Here is a 20780-nt window from a genome sequence, read left to right as displayed (position 1 = left end):
GAAAGTCCGGCCGGAACGCATAATCCGGCCGGACTTTTTGGTGTGTGTCCTGGAGGCTTAGTCCGTGTGGTTGGACAGGGCCACGAGCACGCCTGCCAAGGCAAAGTACTTGTTGCTGCCGAGGTCGCGGACGGTCTTGATGCCCATTCCCGCGAGAATTTCGTCGTGCTTCTCTGTCAGGCCGGCCAGCGCAGACGGCGGGGCGTCGAGGATATCCTTCAGCCTCTTGGTCTCGTAGTCCTTGTCGAGTTTCTTGCCAAGCTCAATTGAAACGGCCATGATCATCCTTTGCTCGAACGAAACATTAGGCACAACCCGCCCGTCACATCGCGGCGGACTGCTGTGGCGCCAAGAATGCCCGGGCGCCATAGTGGCTACGCTATCCCAGGCATCGGCGCACGTGGAGCCTTTCAGAACGATTTTTTTCGAAGGATGCACTGCGACGAGGAGGCTTCCGCTGAGTGGGAGCTTTGGTTGCCGCCGCGACCCTTGGCGGAACAAGGTGGAGCATGACGAAGTTGCAGGCAACGGCCAATCACTTTGGACAGGACGTTTCGGCGGGGATCGAGGCGGAGCCTGACGGAGTGATTGCCTTGGATCCCGGTCTCACTGCCCTGTGGGAATCCGCGGCCCCGTTGCTCAAGGTGCGCAGCAATGACGCCCACACCCTTTATGCGTTCGGCCTGGCCAGCGCGCTGCTCGACGCGCACCCGGAAGCGGATGCCGCCGTCGTGCTGCCCGCGATCATGCTGCACGATATCGGCTGGTCACAGGTGCCGCCGTCGGAGGTCCTGCAGGCGATCGCGCCCGGAGGCGGCCGGCCGGACCTCGTGCTGCTGCATGAGAAGGAGGGTGCCCGCCTGGCGGCTGGCATCCTCTCGGAAGGCGGCTACGACCCGGCCAAAGTCCCCGCGATTCTTGACATCATCGACGGCCACGACTCCCGCCGCGAAGCGCTGTCCATCGAGGACGCAATCGTCAAGGACGCCGACAAGACCTGGCGGCTCAGCCCCCACGGCATCGACACGGTTATGGACTGGTTCGGCCTGGACCGGGGGCAGGCGCTCCGGCTGTGCAGCCAACGCGTGCACGGCCATCTGTTCACAGACGAGGCAAAGGCCATCGCCCGCGCGCTGTCCGCCCTGGAATCGGTCAACGGATGGCCGCAGCGCCGACGGCTGCTCACCGCCGGCGGGGACGCCGGCCCCGCTCCCATCTAGACTCGAAGCCGGACGCTGACAGGCGCGTCCGGAAACGAGGAGGTCCCCATGGCCGGCGGCAGCCGCGAACCCGGGCGCTCGGTGACGTCCAAGGTGCTGGCCATCCTGGAGGCGTTTGAGAGCTCCCGCGGCGCCCTGAGCCTGACCGACATCGCCGAGAAATCCGGGCTTCCGCTCAGCACGGCGCACCGGCTGGTCAACGAACTGACGGACTGGGGCTTTCTCTCCCGCGAGCCCAACGGACGCTACCAGCTCGGCATCCGGTTGTGGGAGCTGGCCCAAAACACCGGACGCCAGCTGCGCGACGCTGCCCAGCCGTACGTTCAGGACCTGTTTTCGCTCACGGGCGAGACCGCGCACCTCGCCGTCCGTGCAGGGCATGATGTCCTCTACATTGACCGGGTTTACGGCTCCAAACGTGTTCCCCGGGCCTCCCGCGTGGGAGGGCGCCTCCCGATGCACGCCACCGCCGTCGGGAAGGTCATCCTGGCGTTCGAAGATGACTGGGTCCGCGACGCTTACCTGAACCGGGACCTCGAACGGCCCACCGCGCACACCCACATCGACCCCCGGAAGTTCGCCGAGGAGCTGGCCCAGATCCGGGCCCAGGGGTACGCCACCACCCTGGAGGAGGTGCGGCTGGGCTCGTGTTCCATCGCCGTCCCCGTGTTTCATACCGGCCGGATCGGCGCCGGCCTCGGGCTGGTGCTGCCGACGTCGCACGCATCAACCATGACCCGGCACCTGCCCGTCCTTAAGGGCATCGCGGTCCAGATTGAGCGGGCCACCGCGCGGATCCCGTTGGAGACGCTGATCGGCATGCACCGCGGGGGGCGGGGCTGACAGCGAGTGCGGAGGCCGCGTCTGCGGCCTCCGCACTGGTGCCTTCCGGACTGGTGCCCCTCCGGGAGTGAAGCTTCAGGCCTTGGTGGCTGCAGCCAATGCTGCTGCCTCTGCTCCAGAGGCGGACGCCTTGAGTGAGACGCCGGCAGCGACGTCAAGGCCGAGCCGGCGGCGGTCACGCTGCTGGTTGACGAAGAGCAGGGCCAGCACACCGAAGGTCAGCAGGAGGCCGCCGGCCAGGGCAAACGCGGCGCGGTAGCCCTCCGCCGGGGTGGCGGCACCGCCAATCAGGAATCCGGACACTGCCGGTGCGAACACGCCGCCGGTGGTGAGGACCGCGTTGGCGATGGAGAGGTTGGCCCCGCGCTGGGCGATGGTGGTCAGTTCCGCCACCACCAGGTAGGTGATGGCGAAGAGCGCCGGTGCGGTTCCGAAGCCGAAGACCATCAGGGCGATGGACAGGGCGGGTGAGCTGGTCATGGTCGCGGCCACCAGGCATGCTCCGGCGAAGGCACCGGCGCCGCCGAGGACCCAGCCGCGGGCCTTTCTGGTGGGCACGCCCTTGAGGTGCAGGCGCTGGGTGAGTGCGCTGAGGCCAATGGTGGCGATGGTTCCCCAGGCGGCGGGCAGGGCGATCATGGCACCGGACTGCTGGCCGCTGAAGCCCAGGACGTTTTGGAAGTAGGCAGGTCCCCAGGACATGGCGAGGGTAAAGGTCCAGTAGCCGAAGAAGGAGGCCAGCACCGCGAAGATCCAGCTTGGGGACAGGATGGTGCGCCAGTAGCGGATCTTGGTTTCGGCCATCACGGGAGTCTCCTCCGGGGCGATTCCGTCGAGCTCCTGCTCCGCCTTACGGCTGGTGTAGGGACCCTCCTTGCCCGCGATGACCCAGAAGACGGACCACAGCAGTCCCACGATGGCAAGCACGGCGAAGGCGGTCTGCCAGCCGAACTGTCCGATGACCCACGCCAGGACCGGTGCGAACGCCACAATGCCCAGCGTCACGCCGGAAGATGCCAGGGCCGCAGGGGTGGCGCCCTTCTTCTCGGGGAACCACTTGTAGATGCCGTGCATCAGGACCGGCGCCAGCGGGCCCTCGCCGGCGCCGAGCAGCAGGCGGCTGGCCCAGAGCGCGGGAAGTGAGGCGAACAGCAGGATGGGGACCTGCGCCACGGACCACAGTAGGCACAGGACCAGCAGGATCCACTTGCTGGATACCTTGTTGGCGATGGGGGCAGCAACGATCTGCGCCACGCCGAAGGTCAGGAACATGGCGCTGCCCACGAGGCCAAACTGTTCGGGCGTGATGCCCAGCTGTTTCATCAGCGGGACGGCCGCGATGCCCAGGACTGCTTTGTCCGCCCAGCTGAGCATCATCAGGAAAAGCAGGCTGAACGTCATGAACCAGCCGTAGCGGTTGCGCTTGGCCCGGGACCAGGTCCGGGGGTCGCGGGAGGTCGCGGAGCCCGGCGTCATGCGGGGATTTTCAGACACGGTTTGCCCAATCGTTGAAGGGGAGTCTTGGCCGGTTTCACCGGCGTTTCCTCGACTCTAGGATGGTGTGACCGGCCTTACATTTGATCTTTCCGTTGGGCGGAAAGCCACTTTGGGAACGTCGCGTTCCCCGCGCACAGCCGCCGTCGGACCGTCCCAGGAACACCAGCAGGACCATCCCTGCGGCGCTCAATCCACACGTCAGCCACCACGTGGTGCCCCAGCCGCCGGTGGTGCTGGCAAGCAGGGCAAACATCATGGGCCCCACAAAGTTTCCCACGTTAAAGATCTGCTGCGTCAGCCCCAGTACGGCGGTGACGGAACCGTCCGCGGGTGCGATGCGCACCGAGTAGCTGGTCACCGCGGCCGGGATAAGGCCCCCGACGGCGGAAAACAGGGCAACGAGGACAGCCTGGACGAGGATGCCGTTCGGGATGCCTTCCCAGCCGATGGCGAACGTGGCCACGGAAGCGGCGGACATCGACAGGAAGGTCCACGAAATGATCTTCCGCTCGGACAGCCCGCGCTGGATCAGGGGGCCGGCGCTGAGGGCCCCGATGGCGTTCACGCCTCCCGCGATGGCACTGAGGATGCCCGGCCATGGACCATCGAGCCCCGCTGACCGGTAGATGGACGGCAGGAAGCCGAGTACCGCCATCCACTGCGCCGTGTAGCAGGCGAAGACCGCCCCAATGATCCATGGCCGCCGGGTGGCAACGGTGCGGCCCACCCTGCGGAGCGCGGAGCGCAGCCCGGCATCGGCAAAGGCCCTGTCCTTCGGCACCCGGCGCAGCAGCAGCGGCACCGGGAGGAGCGTGAGGACGGCCATGACCAGCCACCATTCACGCCAGCCCGCGGCCTGCAGGAAGAGGGCACCCGCGGACAGGCCGATCAGCGTGGCCGTTCCCTGGAAGGTGGCCCAGCTTGCCAGCGCAACATGCAGGCGCCGCGGTGAGGTCACTTTGCGGATGAGGGCTGGGGCCACCACAACAGCCAGCAGAAAGCCGACGCCCTCCAGTGTGCGGGCTGCCATCAGCCATTCGGTGCCCGGGGCGGCAGCACCCAGGGCGGAGGCGGCGCTGAGCAGGACCAGCCCGGAGATCAGGAGACGGCGCAGGCCGGCCATTTCACCACACACGGCCGTGGCCAGGCCACCCAACACGCTGGCCACCTGGATGATGCCCAGCAGCAGCCCGGCCTGAACCAGGGAGGTGCCAAGGTCCGCCTGGATGCCGGCCAGTGCGGCAGGAAGTTTCCAGATGTGCATCGCCGCCGCGATGCCGGCAATGAGGACAGCGGGCCAGGCCCCGTCCGCCGTCGCCGTGGTGTCAGCGAGTGGTGTGGTGGGCGACGGCAGTGCCAATTGTTCGGTCCTCGCGGCGGGGTGACAGGGCGGGCTTCCTGGAGCCAGGGTCCCCTCAGGCGGGAGCCAGGACCGGGCTGCCGATGCCAAACCGCTGGCCGCTGACGGCGACGTCCACGGGGCCGTCAAAGGTTGAGGCTGCCTGGCTGCGCCACCACTGCGGCTCGGCCCGGCCGGCAAGGTGCGAAAGGACAAGCCGGCCCACCCCTGCGGCGGATGCAACGCGGCCGGCACCCTCCGGCGGAGTGTGGGCGATCCGCTGGTGGTTCACGAATTCCGGCGCAAATCCCTTGTCCGCGTAGAAGCCCAGGTTGACCGCCTCATGCACCAAAACGTCCGCGCCCTCGGCGAGCACCACCATGGCATCACATTCCGCCGTGTCGCCGGAAAACACGACAGAGCCGGCGTCGGTCTCGAAGCGGAAGGCCAGGGCAGGCCGCACGGGCGGGTGCTCCACCAGGATGCCGGTGACCTTGACCCTGTCATCCTCATAGACATCAAAGGGGCGGGCCGCCGCGGGTGACTTATGGGCGGGCGTGGCCAGGTCCACAGTGCGCACCAGGGACGCAAGGTCCGGGCGGGCCTCGTCATGCACCCGAATGTCAATGTCGTAGGAGAAGGCCTGCAGCGAGTGGGAGACCAGTTCGCCGGTGCCGGACAGTCCGGTGCCGCCCGCGCGGGTGGCGTCCTTGCCCGGGCCGACAATGGAAACAGGGCCAGTGAAGCCCTCCACCGGGTTCCCCCAGTTCCACAGCAGGAAGCCGGGAAGCTCCACCACATGGTCCGAGTGCAGGTGGGTGACGAAGCCGGCCACGAAGTCGTTGCCCCGAAGGCCGGCCTCATGGGCGGCGCGGGAGCAACCGAGGCCGAAGTCCACCATGTAGAAGGCGTCGCCCACCACCAGTGCGCTGGAGATGCCGTTTTCGGGTCCGCGGATGGCCGGGCCGGCGGCGGTGCCAAGAGTGATCAGTTCGACGCTCACAGGGAAATCCTTCTGCAGGGTGTGCGGGGGTCAGGAGTGGGGACGGGCGTTGATGACACGGGTTTCCAGGTATTCCTCCAGCCCCCAGCGGCCGCGCTCGCGGCCCACGCCGGAGGCCTTCCAGCCGCCGAACGGGGCGTCCGGTTCCACCAGGGTGTGCTGGTTGACCCAGACTGTTCCGGCCTCAAGGCGTGAGGCGGTGGCGTAGGCACGCTCCAGGTCGGGGCTCCACACGGATGCCCCCAGACCGAATTCGCCGGCGTTCAGTCCGGCGATGGTGTCATCCAGGTTGTCGTAGGCCACGATGGGCAGCGCCGCCCCGAACTGTTCCTGTTCCACCAGGTCCATGCCCGGTTCCGCATCGATCACCACGGTGGGGGAGAGGAAGTAGCCGGGCAGGTCGCAGCCCGCGGTGCCGCCGGTGATGACGCGGGCGCCCGCGCCCACGGCGGATTCAACCAGGCCGTGGACCAGCTTGAGCTGGGACTCGTTGTGCATCGGGCCCATGGTGGTGCCGTCCGCAATGCCGTGGCCCAGCACGTGGCGTGCCGCCTCGGCGGCGATGGCCTCAGCCAGTTCGGCGCTGCGGCTGCGCGGGACATACACGCGCTTGACGGCCATGCACACCTGGCCCGCGTTGCGGAAGGCGCTGCCCACGATGCCCCGGGCGGTGACAGCGATGTCCGCGTCGTCCAGGACGATGGCAGGATCGTTTCCGCCGAGCTCCATGGTGACGCGCTTGACCGTTGAGGCGGCCTGCTGCGCGATCGAGATGCCCACCTCCGTGGAGCCGGTGAAGGAAATCTTGCGGATGCCCGGAGAGGTGCTGAGGGCAACGTTGACGGTGCGCCGCGCACTGGTCCGGGCCTGCAGCACGCCGGCCGGCAGGGCCTCGTTGAGGAGATTCACCAGGGCAATCGTGGACAAGGGGGTGGACGGCGAGGGCTTGGCGATCACAGTGCAGCCGGCCACCAGGGCAGGGGCGAGTTTTACGCACAGCAGGGAGATGGGGAAGTTCCACGGCGTGATGGTGCCAACAAGGCCCACGGGCCGGTACTGGACCTCCAGGCTGCGGTCGGCACGCGGCGTGAGCTGCTGGGCTTCGCCCCACTCAAGGTCCGCGTAGTAATCGAACAGGCCCGCGGCCACGGAGAACTCACCCGCGGCGTCGGCCTTGGGCTTGCCCTGTTCCCGGGAGAGCAGGGTGGCCAGCGAGTCCAGGTCGCGGCGGATCAGTGCCGCGCCTGCACGCAGGGCGCTGCGGCGTGCCTCCCGGTCCATGGCCCAGCCGGCCGAGGCTGCACGGGCCGCTGCCACGGCGGCCTCGATGTCCTGCGCGGTATTGTCCGGAGCGTGTCCGACGAGCTCAAGGGTGGCCGGGTCGAAGACCTCGTACTGGGCTGCCGCCATGGTTTGTCCTTTCGGCCGGGAGGGGGATTCTTATCCCAGTGTCATGGCACCGGTCACACCGAGGGGGCGATCTTTCCATCCAACGGAAAGTCTGCGGCGGCCGTCCGGGCCGGCTTGCCACTATGGAGTGAAGCACGTCACGCACTATCGAGGAGTCTGCATGTCCCACGAGCAACTGCCCATCGTTCTTACCGGGGTCTCGTCCGGCATCGGGGCCCGGACGGCCGGGATCCTCGCCGGCCGTGGCGTGCCGCTGATCGGCATCGACCGCAACGCGCCCACGGAGTTTAGCGGCACCTTTGTCCAAGCCGATCTTTCAAGCCAAACCGGCATCGACGCCGCCGCGGCGGCAGTCGCGGCCGCAGCACCGCACGGCATCGCGGGCCTGGCGAACATTGCCGGCGTCCCTGGCACGGCACCGTGGCGGACCGTGCTGGCCGTCAACGTCTTCGGCGTCCGCGGGCTGGTCCGTGCGCTTGCACCCCTGCTTGGCGAGGGGGCCGCCGTGGTGAACCTCGCCTCCAGCGTTGCCGTGAACTGGCGGGAGGTCAAAGCCAAGTGCTCGGCTTTCGCGCTCGCCGACGACCAGGCTGCCGCCCTGGACTCCGTGGCGGCCGATGATGAGGTCACCGGAGAGTCCTACCTCTTCTCCAAACAGTGCGTCCGGGTCCTCACCGAGCACCTGGCCGCCGAGCTGCTGCCGCAGCGGATCCGCGTCAACAGCGTCAGCCCGGGACCCGTGGCCACCCCCATCCTCGAGGACTTCAAGAAGGACCACGGCCGCGACAAGGTGGAGGGCGCCGGCGCCCTGCTGGGCCGCTTCGGTGATCCGGATGACATCGCCCCCGTCATCGATTTCCTCCTCCGCCCCGAATCAGGCTGGGTGAACGGTTCGGATATCCGCGTCGACGGCGGCCTGGGCGCTTACCGCGGCTCCGGGCTCGCCGCAGTGGCCGGCTGAACGGCGCCGTCCAACGGCGGATGCAATAACGTACGACGCCGGTGCCTCACCTTTCGCGGTGGAGGCACCGGCGTCGGGCCTTAAGATGGCAGGAAGCGGCACCGCGGCACGTGCGGCACCGCACTCTCCAGCGCGCAGAAGGGTGACTCATGGCAAACGCTGCCCCGGCGGGCCGGACCGCCCGGCCGACGGGTACGGCCGCGCCCAGGCGTCCGGCCGGCGGCGACGGTGCTGCCGACCGCCAGGCGGCCAGTGTCACCTCACGCGCCCTGGCCCTGTTGGGCACCTTTGACGCCGAACACTCCGTCCAAAGCCTCAGCTCCATGGCCCGGCGGGCGGGGCTGCCGGTGGCCACCGCACACCGCCTCGCCGGTGAACTGGTGGCGTGGGGCGGCCTGGAAAAGGTGAATGCCGAATACCGCGTGGGCCAGCGGATCTGGCGGCTGGGCCTGCTGGCCCCGGCGCAGCAGAACATCGCCGAGGTGGCCGCTCCTTTTATGCAGGACGTCCTCTTTGTCACCCACAACGTGGTGAATCTGTTCATCCTGGACGGCGAAGAGGTGCTGCTGGTGGAGCGGATGTCCGGGACCGGTGCGGGCCAGCCGTTCCGGCGCGTGGGCGCACGCCTGCCGCTGCACGCCAGCGCTGCGGGCAAGATCATGCTCGCATACGGGGCCAAGGACCTGTTTTCCTCCGCCGTCCAGCGGCTCGAGCCGCATACGCCCCGGACCATCACCAACCCCGGGCTGCTGGCCGCCGAGATCGATAGGGTCCGGGCCGGCGGCTACGCCACCACCGAAGAGGAGGCGGGGCCGGACAACTACGGCCTGGCCGTTCCGGTATTCCTGCCGAACAAGCAGGTGGTGGCCGCACTGGGCATCGTCACCCGCGGCCGTCCGGCACCGGTGGGCACCGTGGTTCCCGTACTCAACATCGCCGCGCGGGGAATCGCCCGGCGGCTGGGTGTGGAGCATCTGCCGCAGTAGTTCCGGTCTGTGCAGCTGCCTGGGCGCGAGTCTTTCCGTTGGATGGAAAGCTGTCCCGTTCCTGTGGCGTGGAACACCTAACCTCAAGTAAGCCCTTAAAGCGGCCGGTTCTCCGGCCGAAGCCTGCCTGGCAGGCACGCCGTTCCACAGGAAGTGAAGACCCCATGAGTGCATCTGCAGGAGCCACCATCGACGCCGTCGTCGACCAGGTGGACGTCGTGGCGGACCAGGTGGCCTCCCTGGTGCTGCGGCGGGCCGACGGCCAGCCGTTCCGGCCTTGGCAGCCCGGCGCGCACATCGATGTCCATGTGGGCGATGGCCTGGTGCGCCAGTACTCCCTGTGTTCCTCGCCGGACGAACTGGACCACCTGCGCATCGGTGTGCTGCATGTGCCGGATTCCCGCGGCGGATCAAAGGCTGTCCACGCGCTGCTGCCCGGTACGCCGCTGACCATCTCCGAACCCCGCAACAACTTTCCGCTGCGCGAGTCGCGGCGCTACCTCTTTATCGCCGGCGGCATCGGCATTACGCCGCTCGTTCCGATGCTGGAGGCCGCACAGGCTGCCGGCAAGGATTGGACCCTGATCTACGGCGGCCGGAGCCGGAACACCATGGCCTTCGCGCAGCAGCTTGAGGACCGGTACGGCACCGACCGGATCCGGATCATCGCCGAGGACGAGGCGGGCAGGCTCGACCTCGACCAGATCCTCGGCATGCCCCGGGCGCACATGCTGGTGTACGCGTGCGGGCCCGGCGGCCTGCTCGGCGCGGTGGAGGAGCGTTGCATGGGCTGGCCTCCGGGCGCCCTGCACACCGAGCGTTTCGTCGCCTCCACACTGGGCGCCGCCGCTGCCAACGCCCCGTTTGAGGTGGAGCTGGCCCGGACCGGGACCACCGTCACCGTGCCGAATGACAAGACCATCCTCGAAGCGGTGGAGGAGGTGGGCGTGCGCGTCCTGTCCTCCTGCCGCGGCGGCCTGTGCGGCACCTGCGAAACCCAGATCATTTCGGGCGAGCCGGAGCACCGGGACGCGGTCCTCACCCAGGAGGACCGGGACGCCGGCGAAATCATGCTGGTCTGCGTCTCGCGGGCCGCCGCCGGCTGCCCTCGCCTCGTCCTGGATCTTTAGCAATTTCATGCGTCCCGCCACGTTTTCGTCCCCAGGAGTGTTTCCCATGACCGTTACCACCCATGAAGCCAACGTACTGGGCGAGGATCCGTTCGACACCGCGAACCTCCTGGACCCCTACCCGTTCCTGGGGCGGCTCCGCGACGCCGGCGCCGTCTCCTACCTGGAGAGCACCGGCAGTTACGCCGTGGCCGGGTACCAGGAGGTCTACGAGGTCCTGACCGACTTCGAAACCTACATCTCCTCCGGCGGGCTGGGTCCGCGGGACATCCGCAAGGACTCGGGCTGGCGTCCGCCGAGCATCCTGGAATCGGACCCGCCCATCCACACCGTCATGCGCCGCGCCCTGACCGGCGTCATCAACCCCGGCACGGTGCGTGCCCTCCGCGAGCCGTTCACGCCGCCCGCCGTGGAGCTGACGGAGCAGCTGGCCCGCCGCGAACGGTTCGACGCCATCACGGACCTCGCCGAAAAGTACCCCCTCCGTGTCTTCCCCGACGCGGTGGGGATCCCCGACGTCGGACGTGAACATCTGCTGCCGTACGGCAACATGGTGTTCAACGCGTTCGGTCCGGAGAACTACATCTTCAAGCAGGCCTTCGCGCAGGGCGATGAGCACGCCGCCGCGGTGATGCGGAACTGCCAGCGCGAAAACCTGGACGACATCGGGTTCGGCGCCCAGATCTGGAAGCGCGTGGAGGACGGGCTGATCACCGAGCAGCAGGCCACGCTCCTGGTCCGCGCCCTGCTGTCCGCCGGCGTTGACACCACCATCTTCGGCATCGGCAACACGCTCTCCGTGCTGGCGCGCTACCCGGAAGCCTGGGCCCAGCTGCGGGAAAACCCGAAGATGGCGAAGTTTGCCGTGGATGAGGCGCTGCGCCTGGAGTCGCCGTTCCAGAAGTTCCACCGGACGGTCGCCGTGGACACCGTCCTGGGTGGAGTGCACCTGCCTGCAGGCGCCAAGGTCCTGGTATTCCTCGGTGCCGCGAACTGTGACCCACGCAAGTGGGGTGAGAACGCTGATGACTTCGATCTCAACCGCAATGCGTCGGGCCACGTCGCGTTCGGGATGGGCCTGCACCAGTGTGTGGGGCAGCCGATCGCCCGGCTCGAAATGGAAATTGTGCTGCAGCAGCTGCTTGAGCGGGTGGCCACCATCGAACCTGACGGCGCCCCGGTGCCCATCCTGCACAACGTGCTCCGCGGGTTCGAGTCCCTGCCGGTGCGGATCACAGCAGCTTAGTTTCCATGGATCCAAAAAGAGAGCCTGCACCCCGCGGATGGGTGCAGGCTCTCTTCGTTGTGATGCTTTAGAGCGTCGCGGTGTCGATCACGAAGCGGTAGCGGACGTCAGAGGCCAGAACGCGTTCGTATGCCTCGTTGATCTTGCTTGCCGGGATGACCTCGATCTCGGCGCCCAGGTGGTGCTCGGCGCAGAAGTCCAGCATCTCCTGGGTTTCGCGGATGCCGCCGATCATTGAACCGGCGAAGGAGCGGCGGCCGCCGATCAGCGCGAAGGCGTTCACGGGCAGCGGTTCGGCCGGTGCCCCGACGTTGACCAGGGCGCCGTCGAGCTTCAACAGGCCCAGATAGGAGCTGATGTCGATCGAGGCGCTGACGGTGTTGATGATCAGGTCGAAGCTGCCGGCGAGGTCCGCGAAAGTGGTCTCGTCGCTGGTGGCGTAGTAGTGGTCCGCGCCCAGCTTGAGCCCGTCCTCCTGCTTCTTGAGCGACTGCGAGAGCACGGTGACTTCCGCACCCATGGCGTGGGCGAGCTTGACGGCCATGTGGCCGAGTCCGCCGAGGCCGACGACGGCGACCTTCTTCCCGGGGCCAGCGCCCCAGTGCCGCAAGGGGGAGTACGTGGTGACGCCCGCGCACAAGAGAGGAGCGGCGACGTCGAGCTCGATGCCTTCGGGGATGGTGACCACGAAGTCTTCCGTGACGACCACGTGGGTGGAGTAGCCGCCCTGGGTGATGGTGCCGTCGCGGTCCACGGCGCCGTAGGTGCCGGTGTTTCCCGCGAGGCAGTACTGCTCCTCTCCCTTCTTGCAGTTGACGCATTCGCCGCAGGAGTTGACCATGCAGCCGACGCCGACACGGTCGCCGACGGAGTGCTTGGTGACGGCACTGCCAACCTCGGTGACGATGCCGGCGATTTCGTGCCCCGGTGTTAGCGGGTACTGCTGGGGTCCCCAGTCGCCGCGGACGGTATGGATATCCGAGTGGCAGATGCCGGCGAACCTGATCTCGATCAGCACATCGTGCGGGCCGACATCGCGGCGTTCGATGGTGGTGGGGACGAGATCTCCGTCAGAGGACGGAGCGGCGTAGGCATTCGCGATAAGCAATATTTCTCCTATTGATAGGCAGACAGCGTTGGGATGGATGCTGCTGAACTTCTTGGCCGTGGGTGGGTGGCACCGGGGGCACTGTTCCATCAAAACGCATCCGGCAGTTCTGAGGGAGACCCTGCCGTGACGGGTACTGGCAGGGACCCCCTGGGGATGGTGCTCTCTGGCGCCGCTACGGTCGCCCGGCAGGGGCCTGTGCCGTCTGCACGAGGTTTTCCGTTGCGGCCCAGGAGGCCAGCAGCTTGAGGGCCTCCTCCGAGGGGCTGCCCGGGACGGCGGGGTAAACCGTCAGGGTGTGGCCGGGGTCCTCGTCGAGTTCCAGGACCTGGTAGTCCAGTTCGAGCAGCCCCACCACCGGGTGCCGGAACAGCTTGGTGCCCGAGTAGTGGCGCCGGACGTTGTGTGCCGCCCAGCGGGTGCGGAAGTCGTCGCTGCGCATCGAGAGTTCGCCGACGAGTTCGGCGATGCCTTTGTCGTGCGGATTACGCCCGGCTTCGCGGCGGAGGATGGCCACGTTGGCGCTGGCCGCGCTGTTCCAGTCCGTATAAAAGTTGTGTGATCGCGGGTCGAGGAAGATGAAGCGGGAGTGGTTCGCCGGCCGCGCCGGACCGCGGTACATGTCGGCGTAGAGGGCGTAGCCCAGGGTGTTGGCGGCCACGATGTCCAGCCGGTTGTTGCCGATGAAGGCCGGCGCGCCGGTGATGGCGTCCAGCAGGTGTTGCAGCACGGGACGCACGCCTGGTCCGGCGGCCTTGGCGGGGCTGCGTTTGCGGCCTGAGGACACGGCCGCGCGTGCCAGATCGTAGAGGTGATCGTGCTCGGCCCGGTCCAGTTCCAGAGCATGCGCGATGGCATCGAGGACTCCATCCGAGACGCCCGCTAGGTTTCCGCGCTCCAGGCGCGTGTAGTACTCGACGCTGACGCCCGCGAGCCGCGCCACCTCTTCCCGGCGTAGCCCCGGGACCCGGCGCCGGCCGCCGTAGGGTTCCAGTCCTGCCTGCTCCGGGGTGATGCGGGCGCGGCGGGAAGACAGGAACTGCCGTACCTCTGCTCGGTTATCCATGGGACTACGCTACGGGGAATCCCGGGCGGGGCGGGAGGTTCCGCTGGGGCCCGGTTGCGGGCTGCGCGTGGGTGCGGTGCCCGCAACCGGAATACAGTGCCCCAGTCAGGCGCGGGACCTGCCTTGAATGAAATGGAAGATCAAGACAACCACCGCTATCACCAGAAGGATGTGAATGAGGCCGCCGCCGATATTGGCGAGCAGGCCCAAAAGCCAGAGAACTGCGATGATGATGGCTATCCAAAGCAACATGGGACTCTCCTTGGTTTCGCTTAGCCGGGGCTGGCCCGGGCCTAAGACCCACTCGGTATCGCGTGGTGTGCTTATCACCATATTTCAGAATCCGGTCGCTGGATACGGCGAAACACTAAGTAGGCTACATAAATTTAAATGCGTCAAACGTGGCCGCTGATCACGCGGGCACGCCCGGCAAGAACGCCTGTCACGGCAAGAACCGCCATAAGGCCTGCCGTGACGAGAAGCGGAAGTGTCCAATCTCCGCTGACGTCCCGCAGACCGCCGAACATCACGGGACCCGCCGCGGCGAGGGCGTAGCCAACAGATTGGGCCATGCCGGACAACGATGCTGCCTGCGGGTAATTCACGGTTCGGAGGCTGAACAGCGACAGGGCGATGACGATGAGGCCTCCGCAGCCTATGGCCCCAAGAAGGACCCACAGCAGGACGAGGTCGGGCGCGAGTGCCAGCCCGAGGAATGTTACGAACGTCAGGGCGCCGCTGGCGAAGGACACAAGCCGCTGGTCCGAACCCCGGTGGAGGATTCCGCCTGCGGCGAGGCTGGCGAACACGCTGATGAGCAGGAAAACGGACAGGTGGATGCCTGCAGTGGCGGCGGGGACCCCTCGGCTTTGCTCGATGGTGGGCAGCCAGGCCATGAGGACGTAGAAGGCGATCGATTGCAGTCCCATGAACAGCGTTACCTGCCAGCCCAGGGCCGAGGTCCAGGGCGACCGGTAGGAGACGTCCAGCCTGGCGGCGTGCGCAGTGCCTGACGTGCGCCGGCGCAGCCACGGAAGAAGCACCGCCATGGCGATAAGAGCCAGTCCCACCCATATCCCGAGGGCGAGCCGCCATCCTGCCGGGGAAGTCTGGGCCACGGGGACGACGACGGCCGCCCCGATCGCGGCGAAGGCGGCCTGTGTGGCGGTGTAGCTTCCGGTGACCTGGCTGACCCTCATCGGGAAGTCCCGCTTGACGAGGGAGGGAACCAGGACATTGAGGAAGGCGATGGCCAGGCCGATCAGGGCGGTGCCCGCCCAGATGAAGCCGGGCACCGGCAGGGAGCGAAGCACGATGCCCGCGGCGAGGAACAGCAGCGACAGCCACAGCGCCCGGTCCAGGCCAAGGCGGGAAGCGAAGGCGGGCGCCACGGGTGAGAAGACTGCGAATGCAATGAGCGGAAGGCCTGTGAGGAACCCTGCAGCGGCGCCGGACAATTGAAGGTCACTGCTGATGTTTTCGAGCACCGGACCCACGCTGACAAAGGACACCCGGAGGTTGATTGCGATGAGCAGAAGACCGATGAAGGCGAAGCCCAATCTGACCGAGCGCTCCGACGCGTTTCTGGTTGCAGCGGTCATCGTGCTTTCTTCCATCCTTTGGGAGGTTTTAGAGCGTCCGTTGCGCCCATTGGATTCCACCCCGTCAGATCAAAATAGCCCCTGACTGGGCGTTTCATCTGCCGCCAACATACCGTACGCCGCACCGGAGCAGCACCTGGTCAGCAACCAGTTCATTTCCGCCCAGTGGAAGGTGAGGGTATCCCGCGCCGGTGATGTGGACCACACTGGTCACTAAGAACCCCCGGCACCCTGACGGTGCCGGGCGGAACCAAGTCACCAGGAGTCAAGATGTCATCGTCGACAGAAACGGCCGGCCGCTGTCCCTTCGGGTACGGCGCCGAAGCGCCCGCCGGGCACCACGGCTATGAGCCGTTCCAGATGAAGGACCCCTTCACCGCCTACGCCGAACTCCGGGCCGAACAGCCAGTGATGTTTGATGAGCGCGTGGGACTCTACGTCGTCTCCCGCTACGACGACATCAAGGCCGTCTTCGAGGACTGGGAAACCTTTTCCAGCGAAAATGCCCAGGCGCCCGTTCGTGAACGCGGGGCCGCCGCGAAGAAGATCATGGAGGACGGCGGCTTCACTGCCTACTCAGGCCTTTCCGCAAGGCGCCCGCCGGAGCACACCCGCATCCGCGCCGTGGTCCAGAAGGCCTTCACCCCGCGCCGCTACAAGGCGCTGGAACCGTTCATCCGCGAAAACGTCGTCAAACTGCTCGAAAAGATGCTCTCCCGTGAGGAACGCCGCGGCGACCTCGTCAAGGACCTCGCCTACGACGTCCCCACCATCACCATCCTGACCCTCATCGGTGCAGACGTCTCCCAGGTGGACACCTTCAAGCGCTGGTCCGATTCCCGCGCTGCCATGACCTGGGGCGACCTGACCGACGAGGAACAGATCCCGCACGCCCACAACCTGGTGGAGTACTGGCAGGAATGCCTGCGACTCGTCAGGGTGGCCCACGAACAGGGCGGCGACAACCTCACCGGCGACCTCGTCAAGGCGCAGCAGGAAGGCGCCGAAATCTCGGACCACGAGATCGCGTCGGTCCTCTACAGCCTGCTCTTTGCCGGCCACGAAACCACCACCACCCTGATCTCCAACGCACTGCGCGAATTGCTGGCACGCCCCGAACAGTGGCAGCAGCTGGTGGCCGAACCGAAGAAAATTCCGGCAGCCATCGACGAGGTCCTCCGCTACGCCGGCTCGATCGTCGGCTGGCGCCGGAAGGCCCTGAAGGACACCGAAGTGGGCGGCGTCCGCATCGAGGAAGGCTCCCAGATGCTGCTCCTGATGGGCTCGGCTAACCGGGACGAAAGCAAGTTCGTAGCCGGGGAGGACTTCGATATCTCCCGCCCGAACGCCCGCGAGCACCTCTCGTTCGGGTTTGGCATCCACTACTGCCTGGGCAACATGCTCGCCAAGCTCCAGGCCAAAATCGCGCTCGAGGAAGTGGCCCGGCTCGCCCCGGAGCTGCAGTTGGAAGACCCGGAGGCCATTCCGTTCCGGGAAAACATCTCCTTCCGCGTTCCCGAGACCGTTCCTGTCAGTTGGAAGGCATAACCACCATGCAAAGCAACGAATACATCCAGTTCTTCGACGGCGGCATTGAGCCAAAGCTCGAAAACCTCGGCGGGAAGGGCGCGTCCCTGGTCACCATGACGTCCGCCGGCATGCCCGTCCCGCCCGGCTTTGTGGTCACCACGGCACAGTTCGACGCGTTTATGGACGAGGCAGGCATCACCGAGGAGACCCACAGGCTCCTTGCCGGTCTCGATTCCGAGGACATGGCCCAGGTGGACAAGGTGTCCGCCACCATCCGCGAGGACATCTGCTCCAGGCCCGTACCGGAAAAAATGCGTGAGCTCACCATCAATGCCTACGAGTCGCTGATGAGCCGCTTCGACGCCTCGGTGCCCGTGGCCGTCCGCTCCAGCGCCACCGCCGAGGACCTGCCCGATGCTTCCTTCGCCGGCCAGCAGGACACCTACCTCTGGCTTGAGGGCGTCAAAGCCGTCACCGAGCACATCCGCCAGTGCTGGGCCTCGCTCTTCACGTCCCGGGCCATCATTTACCGGCTGAAGAACAACATCCCCAACGAGGGGCTCTCCATGGCCGTCGTGGTCCAGAAGATGGTCAATTCGAAGGTTTCCGGCGTCGCCATCACCATGGATCCCACCAACGGTGACCGCTCCAAGATCACCATCGATTCCTCCTACGGCGTGGGCGAAATGGTGGTGTCCGGCCAGGTCACCCCGGACAACATCGTGCTCGATAAGGTGACGCTCGCCGTCGTGAACGAACACCTCGGTGACAAGCACGCGGAACTCGTTCCGGACACGGGTGCCAAGCGCCTCGTGGAACGCGAGGTCGACGCCGAACGCCGCGGCCGCCGCAGCCTCACCGATGCGGAACTCACCGCCGTCGCGCAGATGGCCAAGCGCGCCGAAAAGCACTACAAATGCCCGCAGGACATCGAATGGGCCCTCGACGCCGACCTCCCGGACGGCGAGAACCTGCTCCTGCTGCAGTCGCGGCCCGAGACCGTGCATTCGTCCAAGCCGGCTCCCCAGACCGCGCCGCAGCCGGTTGTCTCCGGTGGCTTCTTCAGCGGCTTCAGCGCCGGCACCCTCAAACCGTCCGCCTAACAGCAACAAACCAGCAAGGCTTCACCCCATCAAGGCTCACCGCTGAGCCCTTCTGAAAGGACCGCCATGTCCCTGAAGTCCTTCCCTAAACCGTCCGAGCTCGCGGTCCCCGCCGGTGCCGAGGGCTGGGAAAAGATCTATCCCTATTACCTGGTGTTCCAGGACAAGCTCAAGGAACAGGAGGACGCCAAGTTCTGGTTCTGCGACAGCCAGCACTGGCCTACTGTGTTCAAGCCGTTCGAGACGATCGGTGGTGAATTCGCGGTCAAGTGTCTGGGCCAGTACAACGCCCGGCACCTGATGATCCCCAACGCCAACGGGATCGAGTTCCGGATCCATTTGGGCTACCTCTATATGTCGCCGATTCCGGTGCCGGAGGACCAGATCGCCGCCCGCGTTCCGCTGTTTGAGGAGCGCGTTGGCTACTATTTCCAGAACTGGGAGCAGTTGCTCAAGGACTGGCACGTCAAGGTTAAGGGCACCATCGCGGAGATGGAAACCATTTCCTTCCCGAAGCTCCCGGACATTGTCCCGATGGAGGACATTACCTCCGGCAAGGGCAAGGACGGTTCGGAGAAGCTCCTGGACAGCTACGACCGGCTGATCGCCCTCGCATACCAGAACTGGCAGTACCACTTCGAGTTCCTGAACCTGGGTTACATCGCGTACCTGGACTTCTTCAACTTCTGCAAGCAGGTCTTCCCGAACATCCCGGACCAGTCGATTGCCACGATGGTGCAGGGCGTGGACATGGAGCTGTTCCGCCCCGATGACGAGCTCAAGCAGCTCGCGAAGCTGGCTGTGGAGCTGGGCCTGCAGCCTCATTTCGGGAATACGGACGACGTCGAGGCCACCTTGGGTGCGATCGCGGCAGCTCCGGGCGGGGACCGGTGGCTTGCCCAGTACGAGGGTGCCAAGGACCCGTGGTTCAACTTCACCGTGGGCAACGGCTTCTACGGGCACGACAAGTACTGGAACGTGAACCAGGAAATCCCGCTGGGCTACATCGCGGACTACATCCGCCGCGTGGACGAGGGCCAGGAAATCATGCGCCCCGTCGAGGCCCTGATCGCCGAACGCGACCGGATCATCGAGGAATACCGTGATCTGCTCGAAGGCGAAAACCAGGCGCTCTTCGACGCCAAGCGCGGCCTCGCCGCCACCGCGTACCCGTACGTGGAGAACCACAACTTCTACATCGAGCACTGGACCATGGGCGTCTTCTGGCGCAAGATCCGCGAACTCTCCCGCATGATGCACGCCGAAGGCTTCTGGACCGAACCGGATGACCTGCTCTACCTGGGCCGCAACGAGGTCCGCGACGCGCTCTTTGACCTGGTCACCGGTTGGGGCGTCGGCGCCAAGCCGATCGGCCCGGACTACTGGCCGGAGGAGATCGAACGCCGCCGCGGCATCGTGGACGCGCTCAAGACCGCCCGTCCGGCCCCGGCGCTGAACACGCCGCCGGAAATCATCACCGAACCCTTCACCCGGATGCTCTGGGGGATCACCACCGAGCAGGTCCAGCAGTGGCTCGGTGCCGGCGAGGAAGTGGAAGGCGGCGGACTGCGCGGCATGGCCGCATCTCCCGGCGTGGTGGAAGGCCTGGCCCGCGTGGTCACCGACGCGGACCAGCTCTCCGAGGTCCAGCAGGGCGAGATCCTGGTGGCCACCGTCACCGCACCGTCCTGGGGCCCCATCTTCGGGAAGATCAAGGCCACGGTCACGGACATCGGCGGCATGATGAGCCACGCCGCGATCGTGTGCCGCGAGTACGGGCTACCCGCCGTGACGGGAACGGGTTCCGGGTCCACCACCATCAAAACCGGCCAAAGGCTGCGGGTGGACGGGACCAAGGGCACCGTCCAGATCCTCGACGCCGACGACGACCTCGTGGTCGCCGGTCCCGGCGCCCACAGCCACAGCCATGTCTGACCTTAATATGCCTGATCGGGAATATACTGAGGATGGCATGGAAGGGCGGACCGTCCTGATCACCGGTGCCGCCGGCGGGCTGGGTAGGGCGTTCGCGCTCGGCTTTGCCGGCCGGGGATACCGGGTGGCGGTGGCGGACATCAACCTTGAGGGTGCGGAGCAGACCGCCAAGCTCGTGCGGGAGGCCGGAGCCGAGGCCGCGGCTTTCGCAGCGGACGTCACCAGCGTGGACTCCACCGAGGACCTCGCGAAAAGGTGCGCCGAGTTCGGCGACGGACGCATCGACGTCGTCATCAACAACGCCGCCGTGTATGCGACGGTGACCCGGACCCCCTTCGAGGACATTGACCCGGCCGAATGGGACCTGGTCATGAACGTGAACCTCAAGGGGCCCTGGCTGGTCACCCGGGCCGCCAGTCCGTACCTCGCCGAGGGCGGGCGCGTTATCAACCTCTCCAGTGCCACGATTTTCAGCGGCTCGGAGCAGTGGATGCACTACGTCGCCTCCAAGGGCGGCGTGGTGGCCATGACCCGGGTCATGGCCAAGGAACTGGGCCGGCGGGGGATCACGGTCAACGCGATCGCCCCCGGCTTCACCCTCACCGAGGCCAGCTACGGGCTCATGGAAAACGCCGAGAACTACGGCGTGGACCGCGGCGCTATCAAGCGGGCCAGCCAGCCCGAGGACATCGTGGGCGCTGCCCTGTTCCTCGCCGGCCCGGACAGTTCCTACTACACCGGCCAGACCATGGTGGTGGACGGCGGCCGGCAGTTCATCTGACAAGCCTGCTTAGCCACCCGC

19 protein-coding genes are annotated in these 20780 nt (G+C 66.6%); 10 read left to right on the top strand and 9 right to left on the bottom strand.

The genetic code is table 11. The features are described from left to right. Positions 1 to 57: 57 nt before the first annotated feature. Positions 58 to 279 (bottom strand): hypothetical protein, encoded by a 222-nt coding sequence (locus NQJ30_RS15145; RefSeq protein WP_255770819.1) that lies wholly within the window; start codon positions 277 to 279, stop codon positions 58 to 60. Positions 280 to 509: 230 nt separating this feature from the next. On the opposite strand from NQJ30_RS15145, the gene NQJ30_RS15140 reads away from it, so the two are divergent. Together NQJ30_RS15140 and NQJ30_RS15135 are read left to right on the top strand one after the other, a co-directional pair. Beyond that, positions 510 to 1220, top strand: a complete 711-nt coding sequence (locus NQJ30_RS15140; RefSeq protein WP_255770818.1) for an HD domain-containing protein — start codon at positions 510 to 512, stop codon at positions 1218 to 1220. 48 nt (positions 1221 to 1268) lie between these two features. Then, entirely contained in the window at positions 1269 to 2063 is a 795-nt protein-coding gene (locus NQJ30_RS15135) for an IclR family transcriptional regulator (protein ID WP_255770817.1), read from the top strand. A gap of 75 nt (positions 2064 to 2138) precedes the next feature. On the opposite strand, the gene NQJ30_RS15130 is transcribed toward NQJ30_RS15135, so the two are convergent. From NQJ30_RS15130 to NQJ30_RS15115, 4 genes are read right to left on the bottom strand one after another with little or no spacing between them, the layout of a single operon-like run. Next, positions 2139 to 3557 (bottom strand): MFS transporter, encoded by a 1419-nt coding sequence (locus NQJ30_RS15130; RefSeq protein ID WP_255770816.1) that lies wholly within the window; start codon positions 3555 to 3557, stop codon positions 2139 to 2141. A 37-nt stretch (positions 3558 to 3594) separates the two neighbouring features. After that, positions 3595 to 4920 carry an MFS transporter gene (locus NQJ30_RS15125; protein WP_255770815.1) on the bottom strand — a complete coding sequence of 442 codons (1326 nt, stop codon included), beginning with the start codon at positions 4918 to 4920 and terminating at the stop codon, positions 3595 to 3597. 55 nt (positions 4921 to 4975) lie between these two features. Further along, positions 4976 to 5902: an MBL fold metallo-hydrolase gene (locus tag NQJ30_RS15120; protein WP_255770814.1), complete on the bottom strand. Its 927-nt coding sequence runs from the start codon at positions 5900 to 5902 to the stop codon at positions 4976 to 4978. A gap of 30 nt (positions 5903 to 5932) precedes the next feature. Then, positions 5933 to 7312, bottom strand: coding sequence for an aldehyde dehydrogenase family protein (locus NQJ30_RS15115; RefSeq protein ID WP_255770813.1), 1380 nt, complete (start codon positions 7310 to 7312; stop codon positions 5933 to 5935). Positions 7313 to 7472: 160 nt separating this feature from the next. Here NQJ30_RS15115 and NQJ30_RS15110 point away from each other — a divergent pair, with 160 nt between their 5' ends. The 4 genes from NQJ30_RS15110 to NQJ30_RS15095 all read left to right on the top strand — a co-directional run bounded on the left by NQJ30_RS15110 (position 7473) and on the right by NQJ30_RS15095 (position 11635). Further along, positions 7473 to 8273: an SDR family oxidoreductase gene (locus tag NQJ30_RS15110; RefSeq protein WP_255770812.1), complete on the top strand. Its 801-nt coding sequence runs from the start codon at positions 7473 to 7475 to the stop codon at positions 8271 to 8273. 149 nt (positions 8274 to 8422) lie between these two features. Further along, positions 8423 to 9259, top strand: coding sequence for an IclR family transcriptional regulator (locus NQJ30_RS15105; RefSeq protein ID WP_255770811.1), 837 nt, complete (start codon positions 8423 to 8425; stop codon positions 9257 to 9259). 164 nt (positions 9260 to 9423) lie between these two features. Next, positions 9424 to 10389 carry a PDR/VanB family oxidoreductase gene (locus NQJ30_RS15100; RefSeq protein WP_255770810.1) on the top strand — a complete coding sequence of 322 codons (966 nt, stop codon included), beginning with the start codon at positions 9424 to 9426 and terminating at the stop codon, positions 10387 to 10389. A 46-nt stretch (positions 10390 to 10435) separates the two neighbouring features. Then, positions 10436 to 11635, top strand: a complete 1200-nt coding sequence (locus tag NQJ30_RS15095; RefSeq protein ID WP_255770809.1) for a cytochrome P450 — start codon at positions 10436 to 10438, stop codon at positions 11633 to 11635. A gap of 67 nt (positions 11636 to 11702) precedes the next feature. Here NQJ30_RS15095 and NQJ30_RS15090 read toward each other — a convergent pair whose 3' ends face one another. From NQJ30_RS15090 to NQJ30_RS15075, 4 genes are all read right to left on the bottom strand, one after another. Beyond that, a complete protein-coding gene (locus NQJ30_RS15090; protein WP_255770807.1) occupies positions 11703 to 12743 on the bottom strand; it encodes an NAD(P)-dependent alcohol dehydrogenase in 1041 nt (346 codons plus the stop codon). Positions 12744 to 12918: 175 nt separating this feature from the next. Continuing rightward, the gene (locus NQJ30_RS15085; protein WP_255770806.1) at positions 12919 to 13809 is read right to left on the bottom strand and encodes a helix-turn-helix transcriptional regulator; all 891 of its coding nucleotides are present in this window, start codon (positions 13807 to 13809) and stop codon (positions 12919 to 12921) included. 105 nt (positions 13810 to 13914) lie between these two features. Further along, on the bottom strand, positions 13915 to 14061 hold the full coding sequence (locus NQJ30_RS15080) for a lmo0937 family membrane protein (protein WP_255770805.1): 147 nt from the start codon (positions 14059 to 14061) through the stop codon (positions 13915 to 13917). A 143-nt stretch (positions 14062 to 14204) separates the two neighbouring features. Further along, entirely contained in the window at positions 14205 to 15410 is a 1206-nt protein-coding gene (locus NQJ30_RS15075; protein ID WP_255770804.1) for an MFS transporter, read from the bottom strand. 270 nt (positions 15411 to 15680) lie between these two features. Between NQJ30_RS15075 and NQJ30_RS15070 the strand changes: the two genes are divergently transcribed. From NQJ30_RS15070 to NQJ30_RS15055, 4 genes are all read left to right on the top strand, one after another. Beyond that, a complete protein-coding gene (locus tag NQJ30_RS15070; RefSeq protein WP_255770803.1) occupies positions 15681 to 16958 on the top strand; it encodes a cytochrome P450 in 1278 nt (425 codons plus the stop codon). Positions 16959 to 16963: 5 nt separating this feature from the next. Then, positions 16964 to 18043 (top strand): PEP/pyruvate-binding domain-containing protein, encoded by a 1080-nt coding sequence (locus tag NQJ30_RS15065; protein ID WP_255770802.1) that lies wholly within the window; start codon positions 16964 to 16966, stop codon positions 18041 to 18043. A gap of 66 nt (positions 18044 to 18109) precedes the next feature. Then, complete coding sequence (locus NQJ30_RS15060) at positions 18110 to 19978, top strand: PEP-utilizing enzyme (RefSeq protein ID WP_255770801.1); 1869 nt, start codon at positions 18110 to 18112, stop codon at positions 19976 to 19978. Positions 19979 to 20015: 37 nt separating this feature from the next. Next, positions 20016 to 20759: an SDR family NAD(P)-dependent oxidoreductase gene (locus tag NQJ30_RS15055; RefSeq protein ID WP_255770800.1), complete on the top strand. Its 744-nt coding sequence runs from the start codon at positions 20016 to 20018 to the stop codon at positions 20757 to 20759. Positions 20760 to 20780 lie beyond the last annotated feature (21 nt).

This window comes from Pseudarthrobacter sulfonivorans (assembly GCF_024391045.1).
GTDB classification, from domain to species: Bacteria; Actinomycetota; Actinomycetes; order Actinomycetales; family Micrococcaceae; genus Arthrobacter; species Arthrobacter sulfonivorans_B.
The sequence above is the reverse complement of the archived record's forward strand: the minus strand, read 5'-3'. Positions and strand labels throughout refer to the sequence as shown.